The 19,088-nt window shown below is 70.3% G+C and carries 16 protein-coding genes and 2 pseudogenes; 9 read left to right on the top strand and 9 right to left on the bottom strand.

What is annotated here, in order from left to right:
* Positions 1-19: 19 nt before the first annotated feature.
* Positions 20-1,384 carry an NAD(P)-binding domain-containing protein gene (locus tag ACFYR3_RS16695; protein WP_389283543.1) on the bottom strand — a complete coding sequence of 455 codons (1,365 nt, stop codon included), beginning with the start codon at positions 1,382-1,384 and terminating at the stop codon, positions 20-22.
* 32 nt (positions 1,385-1,416) lie between these two features.
* Positions 1,417-1,578 carry a hypothetical protein gene (locus ACFYR3_RS16690; RefSeq protein WP_355850656.1) on the bottom strand — a complete coding sequence of 54 codons (162 nt, stop codon included), beginning with the start codon at positions 1,576-1,578 and terminating at the stop codon, positions 1,417-1,419.
* 73 nt (positions 1,579-1,651) lie between these two features.
* On the opposite strand from ACFYR3_RS16690, the gene ACFYR3_RS16685 reads away from it, so the two are divergent.
* Positions 1,652-2,017: a metalloregulator ArsR/SmtB family transcription factor gene (locus tag ACFYR3_RS16685; RefSeq protein WP_355850659.1), complete on the top strand. Its 366-nt coding sequence runs from the start codon at positions 1,652-1,654 to the stop codon at positions 2,015-2,017.
* A gap of 25 nt (positions 2,018-2,042) precedes the next feature.
* Complete coding sequence (locus ACFYR3_RS16680) at positions 2,043-2,579, top strand: DinB family protein (protein ID WP_355850662.1); 537 nt, start codon at positions 2,043-2,045, stop codon at positions 2,577-2,579.
* Between the two features lie 136 nt (positions 2,580-2,715).
* Here ACFYR3_RS16680 and ACFYR3_RS16675 read toward each other — a convergent pair.
* The 4 genes and pseudogenes from ACFYR3_RS16675 to ACFYR3_RS16660 all read right to left on the bottom strand — a co-directional run.
* Positions 2,716-2,904: pseudogene (locus ACFYR3_RS16675) on the bottom strand (YnfA family protein); the annotation flags it as partial.
* Positions 2,905-3,171: 267 nt separating this feature from the next.
* On the bottom strand, positions 3,172-4,227 hold the full coding sequence (locus tag ACFYR3_RS16670) for an ArsO family NAD(P)H-dependent flavin-containing monooxygenase (protein WP_389283540.1): 1,056 nt from the start codon (positions 4,225-4,227) through the stop codon (positions 3,172-3,174).
* Positions 4,224-5,027 carry an MIP/aquaporin family protein gene (locus ACFYR3_RS16665; protein WP_355850668.1) on the bottom strand — a complete coding sequence of 268 codons (804 nt, stop codon included), beginning with the start codon at positions 5,025-5,027 and terminating at the stop codon, positions 4,224-4,226. Before ACFYR3_RS16665 ends, ACFYR3_RS16670 begins: the two co-directional genes overlap by 4 nt.
* 37 nt (positions 5,028-5,064) lie before the next feature.
* Complete coding sequence (locus ACFYR3_RS16660; protein ID WP_355850671.1) at positions 5,065-5,379, bottom strand: metalloregulator ArsR/SmtB family transcription factor; 315 nt, start codon at positions 5,377-5,379, stop codon at positions 5,065-5,067.
* A 109-nt stretch (positions 5,380-5,488) separates the two neighbouring features.
* Between ACFYR3_RS16660 and ACFYR3_RS16655 the strand changes: the two genes are divergently transcribed.
* The 4 genes and pseudogenes from ACFYR3_RS16655 (at position 5,489) to ACFYR3_RS16640 (ending at position 8,526) form a co-directional block, all read left to right on the top strand.
* Positions 5,489-6,124 carry an arsenate reductase ArsC gene (locus ACFYR3_RS16655; RefSeq protein WP_355850674.1) on the top strand — a complete coding sequence of 212 codons (636 nt, stop codon included), beginning with the start codon at positions 5,489-5,491 and terminating at the stop codon, positions 6,122-6,124.
* A gap of 53 nt (positions 6,125-6,177) precedes the next feature.
* Positions 6,178-6,597, top strand: a complete 420-nt coding sequence (locus tag ACFYR3_RS16650) for an arsenate reductase ArsC (RefSeq protein WP_355850677.1) — start codon at positions 6,178-6,180, stop codon at positions 6,595-6,597.
* Positions 6,598-6,604: 7 nt separating this feature from the next.
* Positions 6,605-6,715: pseudogene (locus ACFYR3_RS16645) on the top strand (NAD-binding protein); the annotation flags it as partial.
* Positions 6,716-6,912: 197 nt separating this feature from the next.
* Entirely contained in the window at positions 6,913-8,526 is a 1,614-nt protein-coding gene (locus ACFYR3_RS16640; RefSeq protein ID WP_355850680.1) for an MFS transporter, read from the top strand.
* Positions 8,527-8,727: 201 nt separating this feature from the next.
* Here ACFYR3_RS16640 and ACFYR3_RS16635 read toward each other — a convergent pair whose 3' ends face one another.
* Positions 8,728-11,460 (bottom strand): SpoIIE family protein phosphatase, encoded by a 2,733-nt coding sequence (locus ACFYR3_RS16635; RefSeq protein WP_355850683.1) that lies wholly within the window; start codon positions 11,458-11,460, stop codon positions 8,728-8,730.
* A gap of 189 nt (positions 11,461-11,649) precedes the next feature.
* On the opposite strand from ACFYR3_RS16635, the gene ACFYR3_RS16630 reads away from it, so the two are divergent.
* A complete protein-coding gene (locus ACFYR3_RS16630; protein ID WP_355850685.1) occupies positions 11,650-11,886 on the top strand; it encodes a DUF6296 family protein in 237 nt (78 codons plus the stop codon).
* On the opposite strand, the gene ACFYR3_RS16625 is transcribed toward ACFYR3_RS16630, so the two are convergent.
* Together ACFYR3_RS16625 and ACFYR3_RS16620 are read right to left on the bottom strand one after the other, a co-directional pair.
* Positions 11,847-12,407, bottom strand: coding sequence for a GNAT family N-acetyltransferase (locus ACFYR3_RS16625; protein ID WP_389283535.1), 561 nt, complete (start codon positions 12,405-12,407; stop codon positions 11,847-11,849). The genes ACFYR3_RS16630 and ACFYR3_RS16625 overlap by 40 nt on opposite strands.
* Before the next feature lie 242 nt (positions 12,408-12,649).
* The gene (locus ACFYR3_RS16620; protein WP_355850691.1) at positions 12,650-14,932 is read right to left on the bottom strand and encodes an MMPL family transporter; all 2,283 of its coding nucleotides are present in this window, start codon (positions 14,930-14,932) and stop codon (positions 12,650-12,652) included.
* A gap of 207 nt (positions 14,933-15,139) precedes the next feature.
* Here ACFYR3_RS16620 and ACFYR3_RS16615 point away from each other — a divergent pair, with 207 nt between their 5' ends.
* On the top strand, positions 15,140-15,991 hold the full coding sequence (locus ACFYR3_RS16615) for an SMP-30/gluconolactonase/LRE family protein (protein ID WP_355850694.1): 852 nt from the start codon (positions 15,140-15,142) through the stop codon (positions 15,989-15,991).
* 545 nt (positions 15,992-16,536) lie between these two features.
* A complete protein-coding gene (locus ACFYR3_RS16610; protein ID WP_355850697.1) occupies positions 16,537-18,930 on the top strand; it encodes a M4 family metallopeptidase in 2,394 nt (797 codons plus the stop codon).
* The last annotated feature ends 158 nt before the right edge of the window (positions 18,931-19,088 follow it).

Below are 19,088 nucleotides of genomic sequence, written 5' to 3'. Positions count from 1 at the left end.
TGGCGGGTGGGGTGGTGGGTCAGCAGCCGCCGGAGGGGGCCGGGGCGCCGATGCCGATCTGGAGGGTGGTCGGGGCCGCGCAGCAGCCTCCGCCGTCGCTGTCCTGTGCGGCGGTGGGGTCGTCGAAGAGGCCGGCGCCGCCGCAGACCCCGGTCTCCGGCAGGGTCAGCTCGACGCGCTCGGCGGCCTCCCGGTCGCCCGCGAGGGCGGCGGCGATGGAGCGGACCTGCTCGTAGCCGGTCATCGCCAGGAACGTGGGGGCGCGGCCGTAGGACTTCATGCCGACCAGGTAGACGTCCCTCTCCGGGTGGGACAGTTCGTTGACGCCGTGCGGGTAGACGGTGCCGCAGGAGTGCTGGTTGGGGTCGATGAGCGGGGCCAGTTCGATGGGGGCCTGGAGTCGTTCGTCGAGGCCGAGGCGGAGCTCGGAAAGGAAGGACAGGTCGGGGCGGAAGCCGGTGAGGACGATGACCTCGTCGACCGGGTCGAGGCGGCGGCCGTCCTCACCGACGAGGACCAGGCGGCCGTCGGTGTCGCGCTCGATGGCGTCGGTGCGGAAGCCGGTGACCGCGTCGGCGTTGCCCTCGTCGACGGCGGCCTTGGCGGCGAGGCCAAGAGCACCGCGGGCAGGGAGCTGGTCGGCTTCGCCGCCGCCGAAGGTGGAGCCGGAGATGCCCCGGCGCAGGATCCACACGCCCTTGGTGTCGGTGCCATCATCCGACTGGGCGAGGTCGGCGAGGTAGGCGAGCGCAGTGAAGGCGGAGGCGCCGGAGCCGATGACCGCGGTGCGCTTGCCCGCGTACCGGGCCCGCACGACCGGGTCCTTGAGGTCCGGAACGCGGTAGGTGATCCGGTCGGACGCGGCCTTCTCGCCGAGGGCCGGAAGGCCGCTGCCGCCGGCCGGACTCGGAGTGGTCCAGGTGCCGGAGGCGTCGATCACCGCGCGGGCGAACAGCCGCTCTTCACGGCCGTCCGCGTGGGCGACGTGGACGACGAACGGCTGGTCCTCGCGGTCGGCGTCCACGACCCGGTCCCGGCCCGCACGGGAGACGCCCGTGACGGTGGCGCCGAAGCGCACCTGCTCGCCAAGGACGTCGGCGAGCGGCTGCAGGTACTGCTCGGCCCAGTCCCCGCCCGAGGGGTAGGTGGCGGCATCCGGCTTCACCCATCCCGTCGGGGCGAGCAGCTTCTCGGCGGCCGGGTCGGTGACCTCGCCCCAAGTGGAGAACAGCCGGACGTGCGCCCATTCGCGCACCGCCGCTCCAGCAGCTGGTCCGGCTTCCAGGACCAGGGGCTCGATGCCGCGGTCGACAAGGTGGGCGGCCGCGGCCAGGCCGGCGGGGCCGGCTCCGATGACGACGACGGGGAGCTGCTGCTCGCTCATGGTGGTCGATCTCCTGAGTGGTGGGGACGAATTCAGCGGGCGAAGGAGAGCAAGGACTGCCTGCGCCGCTTGGAGGCCCGGCAGGGCGCGTCGCAGACCTGTGCGCAGCCGTCGCAGAAGCTGATGCCGGCGAGGTGTCGATCCGTGCGGCGGGCCCGTGCGGCGTCGAAGGCGGTGCGGATCCGAGTGGTCACGACGACTCCTTGTTTCGATGTCTGTCGATGTCTTGAGCTTGCCACCTGCATCGACAACTGTCAACATAGACGCATGTCGAAATCAGAGGTTGTCGAGCTGCCTGTCCTGGACACCGGGGCGGCGGTGCCGTGCTGCCCTCCGATCACCGCCGGGGAACTGTCGCAGGCCGACGCGGAGAAGATGGCCGCGATGTTCAAAGCGCTGTCCGACCCCGTGCGGCTACGCCTGTTCTCCAAGGTCGCCTCGTACGCGGGCGGTGAGGCGTGCGTGTGCGACATCTCCGACGTCGGCGTCTCCCAGCCGACCGTCTCCCACCACCTGAAAAAGCTCAAAGAGTCCGGCCTGCTCACCTCCGAGCGGCGTGGCACCTGGGTCTACTACCGTGTCGAGCCGTCCGTGGTCGCCGCGATGGGGCAGATGCTCGGCACCATGGCCTGAACACGCTCGAGCGGGGGTGGGGTCGGTGAGCGAGTCCGCGCTGGACCGCAAGACAGTCCACGAAGAGATGGAGCGCGCCCGTACGCTGTTCCATCAGCTTCTCGACCACGCCACCGAGGCCGACCTGCGCCGGCCCACCGACGGCACCCGCTGGACGAACGAGCAGTTGCTGTTCCACATGCTCTTCGGCTACATCCTGATCCGGCCTCTCCTGGTCCTGCTACGGACCTTCGGGCGGCTGCCGCGCGGAGCCGGCCGAATCTTCGCCCGGCTGCTGAACTCTGCTACCAGGCCCTTCGACTTCGTCAACTACCTGGGCCCCCTGGGCGGCGCGAAGGTCCTCGGGCGCCGCCGGATGGGAAAGGCATTCGATCATGTCATTGCCGACCTGCACCGTCGCCTCGACGCCGAACGGGAATCCGACCTCGCGCTGAGCATGCACTACCCCACCCGGTGGGACCCCTGCTTCCGCGACGTCATGACCATCACGGACCTCTACCGCTACCCGACCGAGCACTTCGACTTCCACCGCCGACAGCTCACACTGACCTGCCGTCGCTGACGGGCGAACGCGGGAACCAGCGTCGGTGCGTCCCCTTCAGCGGCGGGACGGCCGGCGCGGCCCCGTCGAGGGCACGTGAAGCCTGGCGGCCTGCAGCCTCTGCGTGAAATGGACGCAGTGAAGGAGCACCAGGTCCGTTGCTGCGGGGCGCGTACATGATCACTGTCATACCTGCGAGACACACCAAGGCTCCGATGACGTCGTAGCGGTCGGGGCGGTATCCGTCGGCGACCATGCCCCAGGCGATCGACCCGGCGACGAAGATCCCGCCGTACGCGGCGAGGATGCGGCCGAAGTTGTCGTCGGACTGGAAGGTCGCGACCACGCGGTTGAGGACGGGACAGAGACCCAAGGCGTTCGGAGAACAGCGCGTCCCATTCGGTGACCCGCAGGGGTCGCTCTTCGGTGGGCAGTGTGCAGGTCTGTGGTACCCACGCAGGATCACTCATCGCGCTCACTTCCGTCATCGTGTCCCTCGTGGCGGGGTCATCCGACGGTAGACCTGTACCGGGGTACCGGTTGCAAGTCTCACCGTCGAAGGATCAGCGCCGGCTGTCCCCGGGGCTGGACGGTGCGATCACCGTTGAGGTGGCTATCCGAGGAGTTCAGCGATCTGCCGGGCGGTGTCCCGGGCAGGGCGACCTACTCCGATGAGCGTTGCGGAGGCCGGGCCGGTCCAATCGCCGTATCCGAGCAGGTGCAGGCGCGGCTCGTGCACCGTCCTTGTGCCGTCGATGGCGATGTGCCCGCGTCGGCCACGGAGTTGCAGCGGCGCGAGGTGGGACAGAGCGGGGCGGAAGCCGGTGCACCAGATGATCGTGTCGGCCTCGGCACGTGTACCGTCAGCCCATTCGACGCCGCCCGGAAGCAGGCGGGAGAACATCGGGCCGGCCTTGAGCAGACCACGGTCGCGGGCTTCACGTACCGGCGGGACGGCGACGATGTCCCCGAGTGAGGCGACACCGCCTGTGTCGGTGCGCCCGGTGTCGAGCGCGCGGCGGCGGGCGGTGGCGGCGTCGAACAGGGCGCGCCCGTCGATGTCGTCGGCCAGGAAGCGAGGCGGCCGCTGGGTGACCCAGATCAACTGCGCGTCGTATGCAAGATCGGCGGCGATCTGGGCCGCGGAGTTGCCACCACCCACCACGATGACCTTGCGTCCCTGAAAGTCGTCGGGGCTGCGGTATTCCACCGTGTGCATCTGGCGGCCCTCGAAGGCCGCGCGGCCAGGGACGGCGGGCAGGAAGGGCCGCCACCAGGTCCCCGTCGCGCTGATCGCAGCTCGGGCCTGCCACGCGCCCGATCCGGTGTCCACCCGCAGGAAGGGGCCGTCGCGGTGGACGCCGAGTACACGCACGGGCCGCTCGATGGGGAGTTCGTAGTGCTTCTCGTAGTCGGTCAGGTACTCCACCACGTGCTGAGCGTCCGGGTAGCTCTGGCCGGGTTGCGGCGGCATGAGGCGGCCGGGCAGCGAGGAGTAAGCGGCGGGCGAGAACAGGTGGAGTGAGTCCCAGGTGTGCTGCCAGGCGCCGCCCGGTGCGGCTTGGGCGTCGAGGATGACGAACTCGATTCCCAGCCGGCGCAGGTAGTAGCCGGCGGCGAGCCCGGCCTGGCCGCCGCCTATCACTACGACCTGGGTGGTCCGCGTCATCCCGCGGGCTGTTCGGCCTCGCGTCGGCCGGGCGTGAAGATAAGCGCGACCAGCGCCAGCCCCACCACGGCGCCTACGAGTTGCACGCCGATGAATCCGGGGACCGAGGCGGGGGCAATACCCGCGAAGGTGTCGGTGAAGGCGCGGCCGATCGTCACCGCCGGGTTGGCGAAGGACGTCGATGACGTGAACCAATAGGCGGCGCCGATGTACGAGGCGACCGCGACAGGTGCGAAGCGCAGCCGGTCCGTGCGGGCCAGCCCGAAGATCAGCAGGATCAGTCCGGCCGTCGCGACGACCTCGCCCAGCAGCAGGTGCCCCGCCGAGCGGTCGTGCGTGGACCATTTCACCAGGGGCGCGCCGAACATCGCGTCGGCCAGGACGGCGCCCGCGATCGCACCGACGATCTGGGCGGGGACGTAGGCAGCCGTCTCGCGCAGGGTGACTCCGGTGCCGCCGCGGCGGGCGGTCCACCACTCGGCCAGGGTGACGACCGGGTTGAAGTGTGCGCCGGAGACCGGACCGAGCAGGACGATCAGGACGCCGAGGCCGAAGACGGTGGCGGTGGAGTTGGCGAGCAGTTGCAGGCCGACGTCCCTGGTCAGCTCGGTGGCCTGGATGCCGGAGCCGACCACGATGGCCACCAGGGCGGCGGTGCCGACCAGTTCGGCTGCGGCTTTGGCGATCAGCGGGGGCGCTTGGGGCGGAGTGGCGCCCGGTGCGGGCTGCGGCACGGTATCTGCGGGGGCTATCGCAGTTCCCGCGGCGCGGTCGTGCTCGGTGGCCTCGGTGGCGGTCAACAGGACTCCTCGGTGCAGGTCTCCGCAGGGGCGGAGATCAGGGGCAGGACCGCTTGACGTTGTTCTCGGCGGTGGCGCGCGCGGTCTCCGCCAGATCGGCGAACTGGCCCGCAAGGGAGGCGATGACGTCGGGCTTGAGCCGGTAGTAGGTGAACCGGCCGCACGGCTCGGTGTCCACGATCCCGGCCTCGCGCAGCACCTTCAGATGGTTGGAGAGGTTGGTCTGCTTGGCCCCCGTCTCCTCGATCAGGTGCGTGCTGCAGAGCGTCTCCCTGGCGAGCAGGGCGACGATCTGGAGCCGGAGCGGGTCGGCGAGAACCCGCATCAGATCAGTGTCGACTGACGTCATCATGGACTGATACTGTCACATCACTCCGTGCTGATACCAGCCCGGCCTGATCCTTGGGACTCGCATCCCCACGCAGGTGGGGACCCATGCCCCGAAACGAAAGGGGTTTGCCATGACCGCATCTCCGCCTCCTGTACTGCCGGATGAACGTCTCGCGGCCGGCATTTCCGCTCTTGCCCTCCGCTACCGCGGACGCTTCTCGCCCGAGACCATCCAGCGCCTGGTCATCGACTCCTACGAGCGCCTCGCCGAGCACGCGCGCGTCCGCACCCACCTGGTCGTGCTGGCCGAGCACCTCGCCGCCGAAAGGCTCGACGCACTCGCCCACGTGCAGGGGGCACCCGGAGTCGGCCTGCCCCGTGTGCTGTTCGTGTGCAGCCACAACGCGGGCCGGTCCCAGATGGCCGCTGCCCTGCTCGCGCACCGCGCCGGAGGCCACGTCGTCGTTTCCTCCGCCGGTACGCATCCGGCCGCCGAGGTTGGGCCGATCGTCGCGCAGGTACTGACCGAGGACGGAGTGGACGTCACGGACGCCTACCCCAAGCCGCTGACCGACGAGGTCGTGCGGGCCGCCGACATCGTCATCACGATGGGGTGCGGGGACGCCTGCCCGGTGGTGCCCGGCCGCCGCTACCTGGACTGGCCCGTGACAGACCCCGAGGGCGCGCCGATCGCCGTCGTCCGCACAATCCGCGACGAGATCGACGCCCACATCACCGACCTGCTCGACTCCATGCGGATCTCCTGAACCCGTCCCGCACCATCCGCTCACCCGCTCGATCACTCCCAAAGGAAGAACCGATGTCCTCCAGCCCGCTCGCCTCCGTGCTGTTCGTCTGTGTCCACAACGCCGGGCGCTCGCAGATGGCCGCCGGATTCCTGAACCACCTCGCGGGCGACCGGATCGAGGTCCGCTCGGCCGGCTCGATCCCGGGCGACCAGGTCAACCCCGCCGCCGTCGAGGCCATGAAGGAAGTCGGCGTCGACATCGCCGACGCCAAGCCGAAGATCCTCACCACCGAGGCCGTCCAGGCGTCCGACTACGTCATCACCATGGGATGCGGCGACGCCTGCCCGATCTTCCCCGGCAAGAAGTACCTCGACTGGGCCCTCGAAGACCCGGCCGGCAAGGGCGTCGAGTCGGTGCGCCCGATCCGCAACGAGATCAAGACCCGCATCGAGGCGTTGATCGCCGAGATCGACGCGAAGCAGGAGGCGTAACGTCCGTTTCCGCGACCGTGACATCGTCGTGGTCGGCGGCGGCACCGCGATGGAGGAAGCCACCTTCCTCACCCGCTTCGCCCGCTCGGTCACCGTCGTCCACCGGCGCTCCACCCTGGCGCTCGACTACGGCGTCCTGGTCGTGGCCGCGGCCCTCGGTATCCTGTCCGCCTCGTCGCTTTTCGGCCGGATGGCCCGGTGAGACGGCGACCGGGCCCGGCCCGTTGATCGATTGGTGAGGCCGGGCGGTCAGGCTTAACGTCGATGGAGTGAACATCCGCGTTCACCGCGACCCGAGATGCAGGGCCATCCCCCATGACGGCCGATCACGTGACATCCTCCGAGTCTGCCGAATCCCCGCAGCGGGGACGAGGCAGCGGTATGGCGCTCTTCATCCTCGCCTCGTGCCAGCTGATGGTGGTCCTCGACATCACCATCGTGAACATCGCGCTGCCGCACATCCAGACCTCGCTCGGCTTCTCGACCGAGAACCTCTCCTGGGTGATCAACGCCTACACGCTGACCTTCGGTGGTCTGCTGCTGCTCGGCGGACGCTCCGGTGACATCCTCGGCAGACGCCGGGTCTTCATGTTCGGCGTGCTGCTCTTCGCCTTCGCGTCGCTGCTCGGCGGACTCTCCCAGGAATCCTGGCAGTTGCTCGCCGCGCGCTCGCTGCAGGGCGTCGGCGGGGCCATCGCGTCGCCCACCGCCCTGGCGTTGATCACCACCACCTTCCGTGAAGGGCCCGAGCGCAACAGGGCGTTCGGCGTGTTCGCCGCCGTCTCCGCGGGCGGCAGCGCGATCGGGCTGCTCGCGGGCGGCATCCTCGTCGAGTGGCTCGACTGGCGCTGGGTCTTCTTCGTGAACATCCCCATCGGCCTGCTGATCGTGCTCGCCACCCCCCGCTACATCAAGGAGTCCGAGCGCCACCCGGGCCAGTTCGACTTCATGGGCGCCCTCACCTCCACGCTGGGCATGGTGCTGATGGTCTACGGCTTCATCCGGGCCTCGGAGAAGGGCTGGAGCAACCCCATCACCCTCGCGGCCTTCGGGGCGGCGCTGGTGTTCCTGATCGCGTTCGTCGCCGTCGAACGCCGGTCGAGACAGCCCATCACGCCGCTGTGGATGTTCCGCGACCGCAACCGCGCGGGCGTCTACGCGATGATGCTGAGCCTCTCAGCCGCCATTTTCGGGATGTTCTTCTTCCTGACCCTGTTCGTGCAGAACATCCTCGGGTTCAGCCCGCTGGAGGCCGGCTTCGCCTTCCTGCCGGTGAGCGCGATCATCGCGGTCGGCGCGGGAGTCGCCTCGAACCTGCTGCCCAGGTGGGGTCCCAAACCCTTCATGACCGTGGGCGCGGTCCTGTGCGCCCTGGGTCTCGGCTGGCTGACGCTGACCGACGTCTCCAGTACCTATCTCGGCAGCATCCTCGGACCCACCCTGGTCTTCGGCTTCGGCATGGGCCTGCAGTTCGTGTCCCTGACGCTGATGGCGGTGTCCGGCGTCCAACCCAAGGAGACGGGTGCCGCCTCCGGCATCCTCAACGCCACCCAGCAGGTCGGCGGCTCCCTCGGCCTCTCCGTGCTGGTCACGGTCTTCGGCACCGCGAGCCGCAACGAGGCCACGAGCCAGGTCGCGAACTTCCTGTCGACAGCGACCCCGGCACAGCGGCTGCAGTTCCGCAGAACGGGACAGCTGCCGGCGCCATGGAGCCAGCAGGTGCTGACGTCCGGCATCTCTGGAGCGTTCGTGGCCGCTGCCGTCTTCGCCGTCTTCGCCGCGCTGGTCGCCCTGATCGTCATCCAGGTGCGCCCCTCCGACCTGGAGCGGCTCCAGGGAGGCGCCGCTTCCCTCACACCCGCTGACGGATCCGTTGACGCGGCGGGCGCGTCGGCGCGCGGCACCGACGGGGAAGCCGGACGCCCGTGAGCGACCGGCCGTCCAGTCCCGGCTGCACCCGGCATCCCGGCCGCACCCGGCCCGCAGTCCGCCGAGCCCCGGCTCCTGCCTGCGGACCTTGACTCCTGCGCACGGAGTGGAGCCCGGTGGCTGCCTGGCGGGCATCCGCCTGGCTGAGCGGATCCCCGAGCTGATCCCCGAGTCTTCCGGGAGGCGCCCTGAGTGGTCGACTCAGGGCAGCGGCTGTTCCGCCCAGATGACCTTGCCCTCGGGGGTGTAGCGGGTGCCCCAGCGGTCGGTGAGCTGTGCGACCAGGAACAGGCCGCGCCCGCCCTCGTCCGTCGTCGCCGCGTACCGCAGATGCGGTGAGGTGCTGCTGGCGTCGAAGACCTCGCAGATCAGCGCGCGGTCCAGCAGCACGCGGACCCCGATCGGCCCGTTCCCGTAGCGGATCGCGTTGGTCACCAGCTCGCTGAGGATCAGCTCGGTGGTGAACGCCATCTCGTCGAGCCCCCACCGCGCCAGTTGCCGGCTGACCGAGGCACGTACCTCGCCGACGGCGGCCGGTTCGGACCGCACCTCCCACGAGGCGATCCGGTCGGCACCGAGGGCGTGGGTACGGGCCACGATCAGGGCGATGTCATCGCTCGGCCGGGCCGGCAGAAGGGCGTCGAGAACCGCCTGGCAGGTGTCCTCCGGCGAGCGGTCGGCACCGGCCAGCGCCGTGCGCAGCAGTTCGAGCCCGACGTCGATGTCCCGTTCCCGGTCCTCGACCAGGCCGTCCGTGTAGAGGACCAGTCGGCTGCCCTCGGCCAGTTCCAGCTCGGCCGTCTCGAACGGCAGACCGCCCAGGCCGAGCGGCGGGCCGGCGGGAACATCGGGGAACTCGACGCTGCCGTCCGGACGGATCACCGCCGGCGGCGGGTGCCCGGCGCGGGCGACGGTGCAGCGCCGGGTCGTCGGGTCGTAGACGGCGTACACGCAGGTGGCGCCGGTGACAGCGGCTCTGCCGTCCTCCGTCGTCTCGTCCTGGTCGATACGGCCGACCAGCTCGTCCAGGAGTCCGAGCAGTTCGTCGGGCGGCAGATCGAGCGCGGAGAAGTTGTGGACCGCCGTACGCAGTCGCCCCATGGTCGCGGCGGCCAGCAGTCCGTGGCCGACGACATCGCCCACGACGACGGCGACCCGGGCGCCGGGCAGCGGCAGTACGTCGAACCAGTCGCCGCCGACCCCCGCCTGCGCCGGGAGATAGCGGTAGGCGAGGTCGAGGGCGCTCTGCTCGGGCAGCGTGCGCGGCAGCAGGCTGCGCTGCAGCGTCACGGCCATCGTGTGCTCGCGCGTGTAGCGGCGCGCGTTGTCGATGGAGACCGCCGCGCGGGCGACCAGCTCCTCGGCCAGGGCCAGATCCTCCACGTCGAAGGGTTCGGGCTTCTCGGAGCGCCAGAAGTTGACCACGCCCATGACCAGGGGCCCGACGCGCAGCGGGACGGTGATCAGGGAGTGGATTCCGTAGTCGACGACCTGGGCGGTGCGCTGGAGGTCCTGGGCCAGCCAACCCGGGGCGCCGCCGAGATCGGGTTCGACGACGGCCTCGCCGGTGCGGAGGCTGTGGGCCTGAGGCGTGGAGGGGACGAACCCGATGTGCTCGCCGACCGGATAGAGCGGGGCGTCCTTGCGTATGCCGCCGGAGGCGGTGCGGCGCAGGCCTGCGCCCGCGTCCGGCTCCTGCCCGTTCAGGACGGCGTCGGCCAGGTCCACGGTGACGAAGTCCGCGAACCGGGGGACGGCGACCTCCGCCAGTTCCTCGGCCGTCCGCGTGACGTCCAGGCTCGTACCGATGCCCACGCCGGCGTCGTAGAGGAGTTTGAGCCGCTCACGGGCGATCTCGGCCCGGCCGGAGAGGGCGCGCAGTTCGGTCGAGTCACGGAGTGTCGCGACGCTGCCGGCCGGGCCGCCCTGCAGGTCCGTGGGCCGCTGGTTGATGGCCAGGAGCTGGTCCCCGACCAGGTGCACCTCGTCGGTGGCGACGCGCCCGGAGGCCAGCAGCTCGGCGGTGCCGGCGTCGAGGCCGAGTTTTTGGACGTGCTGTCCCTCGGCGTCCGCGGGGAGGTCGAGCAGGCGGTTCGCCTCGTCGTTGGCCAGGAGGAGCTGCCCCTCAGCGTCGACGATGATCACTCCCTCCCGGACGGAGTGCAGCACGGCGTCGTGGTGCTCGTACATCCGCGTCATCTCGTGCGGGCCGAGGCCATGCGTCTGGCGCAGCAGGCGCCGGCTCACCAGCGCGGTGCTTGTGGTCGCCAGGGCGAGCGCGACGGCGGCGGCGCCCAGCAGCAGCGGCAGCTGGCGGTCGGCGGCGCCGCCCACGTTCGCCGTGGTGATCCCGGCCGACACCATGCCGACGACCTTGCCGTCGGGTGCCTTGATGGGGACCGTGGCCTGCACGAGCGGTCCGAGCGTCCCGTTGATCCGCTCGGTGATGGAGTGCCCGGCCAGCACCGGTGCCGTGGTCCCGACGAACTTCTTTCCGATCCGGTCGGGCTTGGGGTGGGTGTAGCGGATCGCGTCGGTGTTCAGCACGACGATGAAGTCCACTTTCGACGCCTTGCGGGCGGCTTCGGCGCTGGGTTGCAGCAGGACCGTGGGGTGGGGGGCGTTGAGTGCCGCGCGCGTGCCCGGCGCGTTGGCGAAGGTCTCCGCGACGGCGAGCGAGCGGTTGCGGGCCTCCTGAGTGCTGTCGTGCCGCACCTGGAGAACCAGTGCGACCGCCGCTGCGACGACCAGGAGCAGCACGACCACCACTTGCAGGACGAACACCTGTCCGGCGACACTGCGCCCGCTGAGCGCGGAACGAAGCCCGTTGGACGGGCCGTGTCTGTGCTTGCCTTCGTGTGACCCACGCTGCTGGTGCGCTGTGTTGGGGCGGCGGGTCGACTGAGCCCGGGTTCGACCCAATAGTCCGACCATGTGCTATGTCTACACTGCCGGACGTCTGGTGGCGAGGGGCGTCACGCACAGTGAGCGTTTGCCGTCCCGTTCGTGGGGCCGGCCGCGGCGCTGGTCCGGCGTGGACGACGCTGCTCTCGCGGGCGTCTGGCCGCATGATGGAGGCGTATCTTTTCACCCTGATTTGTCGCTTCGGCGCGGGAGGCCCAGATGACGACCGTGGACCGCTACCGGCTGACCTTCACCCATCCCGGACCGGATTCGCGCATGGTGACGGATGAGGTGGTCGTCGAACGGACGACTACCCACGGGCCGGGCGGCAACCCGGTGTACAGCGATCCCACCGGCATTCTCCGCGCCGAGATCAGCCCGGCGGGCGAGGTCCGCATGCTGGCCAGCGGCGCTTATCAGTCCCCGATCAATCCGGCCGCCGAACCGATTCCCTGACCGGTCGCGCGGCGCCCGGCCGGGAGCACCGCGTCGGCGGCCGGGAGGTCCAGCGCGAAGCGAAGGCCCGGGCGGCCGTTCAACTCGATGTCGCCGGTGACCAGGAACCCCGTGCGAGCCAGGACGGTCCGCGACCCGGCGTTGGCGGCGGTCGTTCTGGCCCGCAGGGTTTTCAGGCCGTACTCGGTGGCGGCCAGGGCGCAGACCTCCCGCACGGCGCTCGTGGCGAGCCCCCGCCCGGCGGCCCGCTCGGCGACGCGGTACCCGAGTTCCGCCGAACCCTGCGCCACGCCCAACAGGTTGAAGCGCCCCAGCACCGAGCCGGCGCCGTCCACCACGAGATGGAAGAGGTCCAGCCCCGCCTCCTGGGCGGCCAGCGACTCGCGAAGGCGGTCGTCGAACCACTCGAAGTAGGCGTCGCCGCGGTCGGGGATCGACGCGGCGAAGTAGGCGCGGTTCTCCCGCTCGAACGCGAGCAGCGCGGGCGCGTGGTCGAGGCGGAGACGTTCGAGTCGGGGCATCCGGCCATGCTAGGGACCCGGGTGGCCCCGGGCACTTGGATTTCCTCCGCTGCGGTGGGGTCTGGGCGTCCGGCGTCTCCCCGATGCCCGTAGGACCTGCGGCGCGCCCCTGAACGCCCGGCACCGATGTCACGCAGGTCGTACGAAGGGGAGTGATGCGCCAACACCCGTATGGCTATCCCCTCGTCGGTGGCCGTCGGTGGCCGTCGGTGGCCGTCGGTGGCCGTCGGTGGCCGTCGGTGTCACCCGGTGGCCGGAGGGCCTGCGGGATCCGGGACGACCGAGGTGGCTTCGCCCTCCGGGTCGATGTGCGGGAGGATCCGGTCCAGCCAGCGCGGGGTCCACCAGGCGCGGGCGCCGAGCAGGGTCATCACGGCCGGTACGAGCAGGAGCCGTACGACCGTCGCGTCGATCAGGACGCTCACGGAGAGTCCGAGTCCGAGCATCTTGACCACGATGTTGTCGCTCACGATGAACGCGGCGAAGACGCTCACCATGATCAGGGCCGCGCAGGTGATCACCCGGGCGGTGATCTCCAGGGCGTGCGCGACACTCGCCTTCGCGTCCCCGGTGCGCAGCCAGAACTCGTGGACCCGCGACAGCAGGAAGATCTCGTAGTCCATGCTGAGCCCGAAGATGATCGCGAACATCATCATCGGCACATAGCTCTCGATGGGCACCTTGCCCGACACCCCGAGCGCAGGCCCGCCCCAGCCCCACTGGAAGACGGCGACGACGACACCGTACGAGGCCGCGATGGACAGCACGTTGAGGACCGCCGCCTTGACCGCGACGAGCAGGCCGCGGAAGACGATCAGGATGATGATGAAGGCGAGCGCGACCACCACGAGGATGATGAGGGGCAGCCGGCTCGCGACGATGTTGCGGAAGTCGACCTGGGCGGCCGTGGTCCCCGTGACGTAGCCCTTGGCGGAGGTGCCGGACACGGCCTGCGGCAGCGTGTCGTCGACCAGACGGTTCGTCAGGGCGGTGGTGTCCTTGTTCTGCGGGGACACCTTGGAGAAGACGGTGCCCACCAGCACGTCCCCGTCCTGAGTGGCCGTCAGGGGCGTGACCGCGGCCGCGCCCGACACACCGTTGAGCGTCTTCTGCGCCTGCGACGCCAGCGCGGAACGCTTGTCGGACGGAACGTCGGTCTGGTCGACGACCACGGTCAGCGGACCGTTGGAGCCGGGTCCGAAGGAGTCCGACATGATGTCGAACGCCCGCCGGTCCGTGAACGAGGTGGGATCCGCGCCGTCGCCGATGTGCCCGAGCTGGATGGTGAACAGCGGGATGGCCAGCACCAGCACCGTGAAGAGGCCGCCGGACAGGAACCGCCAGGGATGCCGCTGCACACGCAGCGCGTAGCGGTGCCAGGTGCCGTGCGCGGGCGCCCCGGGCTCGGCGTCCGTCTCCGCGACCGCCTTGCGCAGGTGATAGCGGTCGATGTGCGTGCCGACGAGCCCGAGCAGGGCGGGTACGAGGGTCAGCGCACCGGCGACGGCCGACACGACCGTCACGGCCGCCGCGAGGCCGAGCTTGCTGATGAAGGACACACCGGAGACGGAGAGCCCGGCCAGGGCGATGATCACGGTGCAGCCGGAGACGAGGACGGCCCGCCCGCTGGTGGTGGTGGCCCGGCCCGCCGCCCGCACCGGATCGGCGCCGTCGATGAGGTTCTGCCGGTGACGCGTGATCAGGAACAGGGCGTAGTCGATGCCGACGCCCAGTCCGATCATGGTGGCGAGCGTCGGTGACACCGTCGCGAAGGTGAACGCGGCGGCCAGCAGGCCGAGGCAGGCCAGGCCGCCCACCACGCTGATCAGGGCGGTCACCAGCGGCAGGCCCGCCGCGATGACGCTGCCGAATCCGACGAGCAGGACGACGATCGCCACCGCGAAGCCGATGGCCTCGCTGATCCGGTCGTTCGCCGCGGGCCTGGCCAGTTCACCCAGTGGGCCGCCGTATTCGACGTCGACGCCCGCTGACCGCAGTGGCTGCACGGCGCTGTCCACACCGTGGAGATAGTCGTCGCCGAGGGTCGAGGGCTGCACATCGAAGCGGACGGTGATGTAGCCGGTCTTCCCGTCGTCGGACAGCGGCCCGACGTTCGGCTGCTGGGACTGCCCCGAGGGCGGCTGCGAGCCCGGCGGCGGCAGCGGATTCTGCACCGACAGGACGTGCGGCAGCTTCTGCAGATCGCCGACGGTCTGGCTCATCTGCGAACTCAGTGACGTCAGGGGTTTCTGCGTGTCGCGCAGCACGATCTGGCTGCTGTAGCCGCCGGCCGCCGGGTCGTGCTTCTTGAGAACATCCAGGCCTTCGGTGGACTGCACTCCGGGAAGGGTGAAATTGTCCGAGTACTCTCCGCCGAACGAGCGGTTCAGCACCTGCAGCACCGCGAGAACGACGAGCCAGGCCACGATGACGATCACGAAATGGCGGGCGCACCATTCGCCCAGCCGCTGCAGTCTCCCGGGCCTGCCCGGCTTGCTCTGCGAAGTGGCCTGCGTCGCCGACATACGCCGCTCCTGCTGTAAGACGACACCTCCGACTCCGTCATTAGACGACGTGACGATCATCGTGGCCCGCCGAGAATCAGGAGCGGACCAGCCGCGCGGCGACCTCGGGTGACCGGCTCGGCAGTCCGGGATCTGTCGATCCGGCCGGTGCCCGTTCGTTCTGTCAGTGGGACACCGGTGCCGAGCCGGTACGGAACGAAGGCTGTGATGAGGATGTACGAGGTACGGACGCTGCTCGAAGGACACGGGCTGGTCGAGTCGCCGCGCTGGCACGGGGACCGGCTGTACTTTTCCGACTGGACGGAGGGCGAGGTCCTCGCCCTCGACCCGGCGAGCGGCCGCAGCGAGGTGGTCGCCCGGGTGGCGTCGCTGCCGCTGTGCACCGACCGGCTCCCCGACGGCCGCATGCTGATCGTCTCCTCCCCGGACGGCCTGCTGCTCCGCCGGGAACCCGACGGCTCCCTTGCCACGTACGCGGACCTGGGCCGGCCCGGCTGGAACGACATCGTGGTCGACGGCCGCGGAAACACCTACGTGAACCGGGCCGACTTCGACCCGATGACGGGCGAGGCGGCCAAGCCGGGTTCGGTGTCGCTGGTCTCCCCGGACGGCTCGGTGCGCGAGGTGGCCGACGACATCGCGTTCCCCAACGGGATGGCCGTGACGCCCGACGGCTCCACTCTGATCGTCGCCGACTCCTACCGGCACAGCCTGGTCGCCTTCGACATCGGCGCGGACGGCGCTCTGTCGGGCCGTCGTGTCTGGGCCGAGCTGGGGGAGGGCACCCCGGACGGCATCTGTCTCGACGCGCGGAACGCCGTCTGGTACGCCGATGTACCGGGCCGCTGCTGTGTGCGCGTCGCCGAGGGCGGTGCAGTGCTGGACCGGGTCGACCTCGACCGGGGCGGCTTCGCCTGCGTACTGGGCGGCCACGACAGGCGGACGCTGTTCATCGTGGCCGCCAACTGGCGCGGTATGACGGAGTCCGAGATGGTGACACCCGGCTCCGGTCGGGTACTCGCCACGCGGGTCGAGGTGCCGGGAGCGGGCCGGCCCTGACGCCGTTGCCGGCGGGCACTCCAACGGGGAAGGTTCCCGGCGGGCACTCCAACGGGCAAGCCGCCGCGGGTAGTTCGGGGAAGCCGTGCGTCCGGGAGATGGCGCGGGGCGGCCCGGCGTAGTCGTGCGTCTGGAAGGTGGCGTCGGGCGCGTCGTGGAGTTCGTGCGTCGGGGAGGTGGCGTCGGACGGTGCGGGGAAGCCGTGCGGGGGGACGGGGGCGCGGCGGTTCGGCTGTCAACTCCCCTTTGACGGAGGCGGGTTGGGCCGTGGCCCGTGCGTCGATCGTCGGCGTTGTCACCCGGGGAGCCACGGCACGCGGCAGGGGTTTCGGCGCGCGGGCGTAGGGATAACCCTCGATTGGCACGAAGCCCATGTCATGCCTAAGTCAAGAATGCGATCCTTCCTCCACCCGTAGGCAGGGTGCCCCACGCCCTGCCCTCGGTCGCGTTCCCGCACGCCCCTGCTCAGCTCTTCCCGGACAGCACATCCCGTCTGCCCGGTCTGTCACCGGCCGCCACCCGCGGCCGAAGCAGTAGGAGTACGAGTGAGACGTTTCCCCCGTCAGGCGACCGCGGCCGGAGCCCTGGTGGCCACCGCCGCATTCCTGGCCGTCGGCATACAGACGGTCCCGGCAGTCGCCAAGCCCGCCCCCCACACAACCCCCCTGCGCACCGGGGGACTTGAGGCCAAGCTCACCCCGGCCCAGCACGTGGCGCTGCTGACGAAGGCATCGAAGCAGATCGCGGCGACCGCCGGCACCCTCGGCCTCGGCTCGAAGGAGAAGCTGGTCGTCAAGGACGTCGTCAAGGACAACGACGGTACCCTGCACACCCGTTACGAGCGCACCTACGCCGGCCTCCCGGTGCTCGGCGGCGACATCGTGGTCCACACCCCGCCGGCCTCGCAGGCCACCGGCACGGTGAGCACGACCTTCAACAACAAGCACACCATCAAGGTCGCGAGCACCACCGCGTCCGTCACCAAGGCCGCCGCCGGGGCCCAGGCACTCAAGACGGCCAAGTCGCTCAAGGCGGAGAAGCCCGCCACCGACAGCGCCCGCAAGGTCATCTGGGCGGGCACCGGCACCCCCAGGCTCGCCTGGGAGACCGTGGTCAGCGGATTCCAGGACGACGGCACGCCGAGCAAGCTGCACGTCATCACCGACGCCACCACCGGCAAGGAACTCACGCGGTACGAGGGCATCGAGACCGGCACCGGCAACACCCAGTACAGCGGCACGGTCACGCTGAACACCACGCTGTCCGGCTCGACGTACCAGCTGACCGACTCCACGCGCGGCGGTCACAAGACGTACTCGCTGAACAACGGAACCTCCGGCACCGGCACCCTGATGACCGACTCCGACGACGTCTGGGGCACCGGCGCGGGTTCCAACACCCAGACGGCCGGCGCGGACGCCGCCTACGGCGCCCAGATGACCTGGGACTTCTACAAGAACACCTTCGGCCGCAGCGGCATCAAGAACGACGGCGTCGCCGCCTACTCGCGCGTCCACTACAGCTCGGCGTACGTCAACGCCTTCTGGGACGACAGCTGCTTCTGCATGACGTACGGCGACGGAACCAGCAGCACCCACGCGCTGACCTCGCTGGACGTCGCGGGCCACGAGATGAGCCACGGTGTCACCTCCAACACCGCGGGCCTGAACTACACCGGTGAGTCGGGCGGTCTGAACGAGGCGACCTCCGACATCTTCGGCACCGGCGTGGAGTTCTACGCCAACAACTCGACCGACGTGGGCGACTACCTCATCGGCGAGAAGATCGACATCAACGGCGACGGCACACCGCTGCGTTACATGGACAAGCCGAGCAAGGACGGAGGCTCCGCGGACAGTTGGTACTCCGGCGTCGGCAACCTCGACGTCCACTACTCCTCGGGTCCCGCGAACCACATGTTCTACCTGCTCTCCGAGGGCAGCGGCACCAAGGTCATCAACGGCACCACCTACACCAGCTCGACCTCCGACGGCGTGGCCGTCGCGGGCATCGGCCGGGCCGCGGCCCTGCAGATCTGGTACAAGGCGCTGACGACGTACATGACGTCGAGCACCAACTACGCGGGGGCGCGCACCGCGGCGCTGAACGCGGCGACGGCGCTGTACGGCGCCAGCTCCGCCCAGTACGCGGGCGTGGCGAACGCCTTCGCCGGTATCGCCGTCGGCAGCCATGTCACCCCGCCGACGAGCGGTGTGACCGTCACCAACCCGGGCAGCCAGTCCTCCACCGTCGGCACCGCGGTCAGCCTGCAGGTCTCGGCCAGCAGCACCAACAGCGGCTCCCTGACCTACGCCGCGTCCGGTCTGCCGACCGGTCTGTCGATCAGCAGCTCGACGGGCGCCATCACCGGCACGCCGACCACCGCGGGGACGTACAGCACGACCGTCACCGTGACGGACAGCACCGGCGCGACGGGCACCGCGTCCTTCACCTGGACGGTCAGCACCTCGGGCGGCGGTGGCACCTGCACCTCGGCGCAGCTGCTCGGCAACCCCGGCTTCGAGTCGGGCAGCACCACCTGGACCGCGTCCAGCGGGGTCATCACGACGGACACCGGCGAGGCGGCTCACGGCGGCTCCTACAAGGCGTGGCTGGACGGCTACGGCTCGACCCACACCGACACGCTGTCCCAGTCGGTGGCCGTCCCCAGCGGCTGCAAGGCCACGCTGACGTTCTACCTGCACATCGACACGGCCGAGACGACCACCAGCTCCGCGTACGACAAGCTGACGGTCACGGCCGGATCGACCACGCTGGCGACCTACTCCAACCTCAACAAGGCCACCGGCTACACGCAGAAGACGTTCGACCTGTCCTCCTTCGCCGGCACGACCGTCGCGCTCAAGTTCAGCGGCGTCGAGGACTCCTCGCTCCAGACCAGCTTCGTCGTGGATGACACCGCCCTGACGACCAGCTGACCTGCAGCACCCCCACATCCCCCCACAACGGCCGCGGCGGGGGGGGGCGCCCGGGGCCCCCCCCCCCCCCCCGGGCCGGGGCCCCCCCCCACCCGGGGGGGGGCCCCCCCCCCCGGCGGCCGCCCCCGGGGTCCGCGCCCGCGCCATAGAATGCGCGG

The organism is Streptomyces sp. NPDC005784 (assembly GCF_042871525.1).
Taxonomy (GTDB): domain Bacteria; phylum Actinomycetota; class Actinomycetes; order Streptomycetales; family Streptomycetaceae; genus Streptomyces.
This window is presented reverse-complemented; position numbering and strand designations above follow the sequence as displayed.

What these genes read in the sequence shown, in the direction of transcription:
- ACFYR3_RS16640 (WP_355850680.1), top strand. Translation starts at nt 6,913, where the DNA reads ATGACGGCCGATCACGTGACATCCTCCGAGTCTGCCGAATCCCCGCAG.
- ACFYR3_RS16625 (WP_389283535.1), bottom strand. Translation starts at nt 12,407, where the DNA reads ATGCCCCGACTCGAACGTCTCCGCCTCGACCACGCGCCCGCGCTGCTC.
- ACFYR3_RS16615 (WP_355850694.1), top strand. Translation starts at nt 15,140, where the DNA reads ATGAGGATGTACGAGGTACGGACGCTGCTCGAAGGACACGGGCTGGTC.
- ACFYR3_RS16650 (WP_355850677.1), top strand. Translation starts at nt 6,178, where the DNA reads ATGTCCTCCAGCCCGCTCGCCTCCGTGCTGTTCGTCTGTGTCCACAAC.
- ACFYR3_RS16670 (WP_389283540.1), bottom strand. Translation starts at nt 4,227, where the DNA reads ATGACGCGGACCACCCAGGTCGTAGTGATAGGCGGCGGCCAGGCCGGG.
- ACFYR3_RS16655 (WP_355850674.1), top strand. Translation starts at nt 5,489, where the DNA reads ATGACCGCATCTCCGCCTCCTGTACTGCCGGATGAACGTCTCGCGGCC.
- ACFYR3_RS16660 (WP_355850671.1), bottom strand. Translation starts at nt 5,379, where the DNA reads ATGATGACGTCAGTCGACACTGATCTGATGCGGGTTCTCGCCGACCCG.
- ACFYR3_RS16635 (WP_355850683.1), bottom strand. Translation starts at nt 11,460, where the DNA reads ATGGTCGGACTATTGGGTCGAACCCGGGCTCAGTCGACCCGCCGCCCC.
- ACFYR3_RS16620 (WP_355850691.1), bottom strand. Translation starts at nt 14,932, where the DNA reads ATGTCGGCGACGCAGGCCACTTCGCAGAGCAAGCCGGGCAGGCCCGGG.
- ACFYR3_RS16630 (WP_355850685.1), top strand. Translation starts at nt 11,650, where the DNA reads ATGACGACCGTGGACCGCTACCGGCTGACCTTCACCCATCCCGGACCG.
- ACFYR3_RS16685 (WP_355850659.1), top strand. Translation starts at nt 1,652, where the DNA reads ATGTCGAAATCAGAGGTTGTCGAGCTGCCTGTCCTGGACACCGGGGCG.
- ACFYR3_RS16695 (WP_389283543.1), bottom strand. Translation starts at nt 1,384, where the DNA reads ATGAGCGAGCAGCAGCTCCCCGTCGTCGTCATCGGAGCCGGCCCCGCC.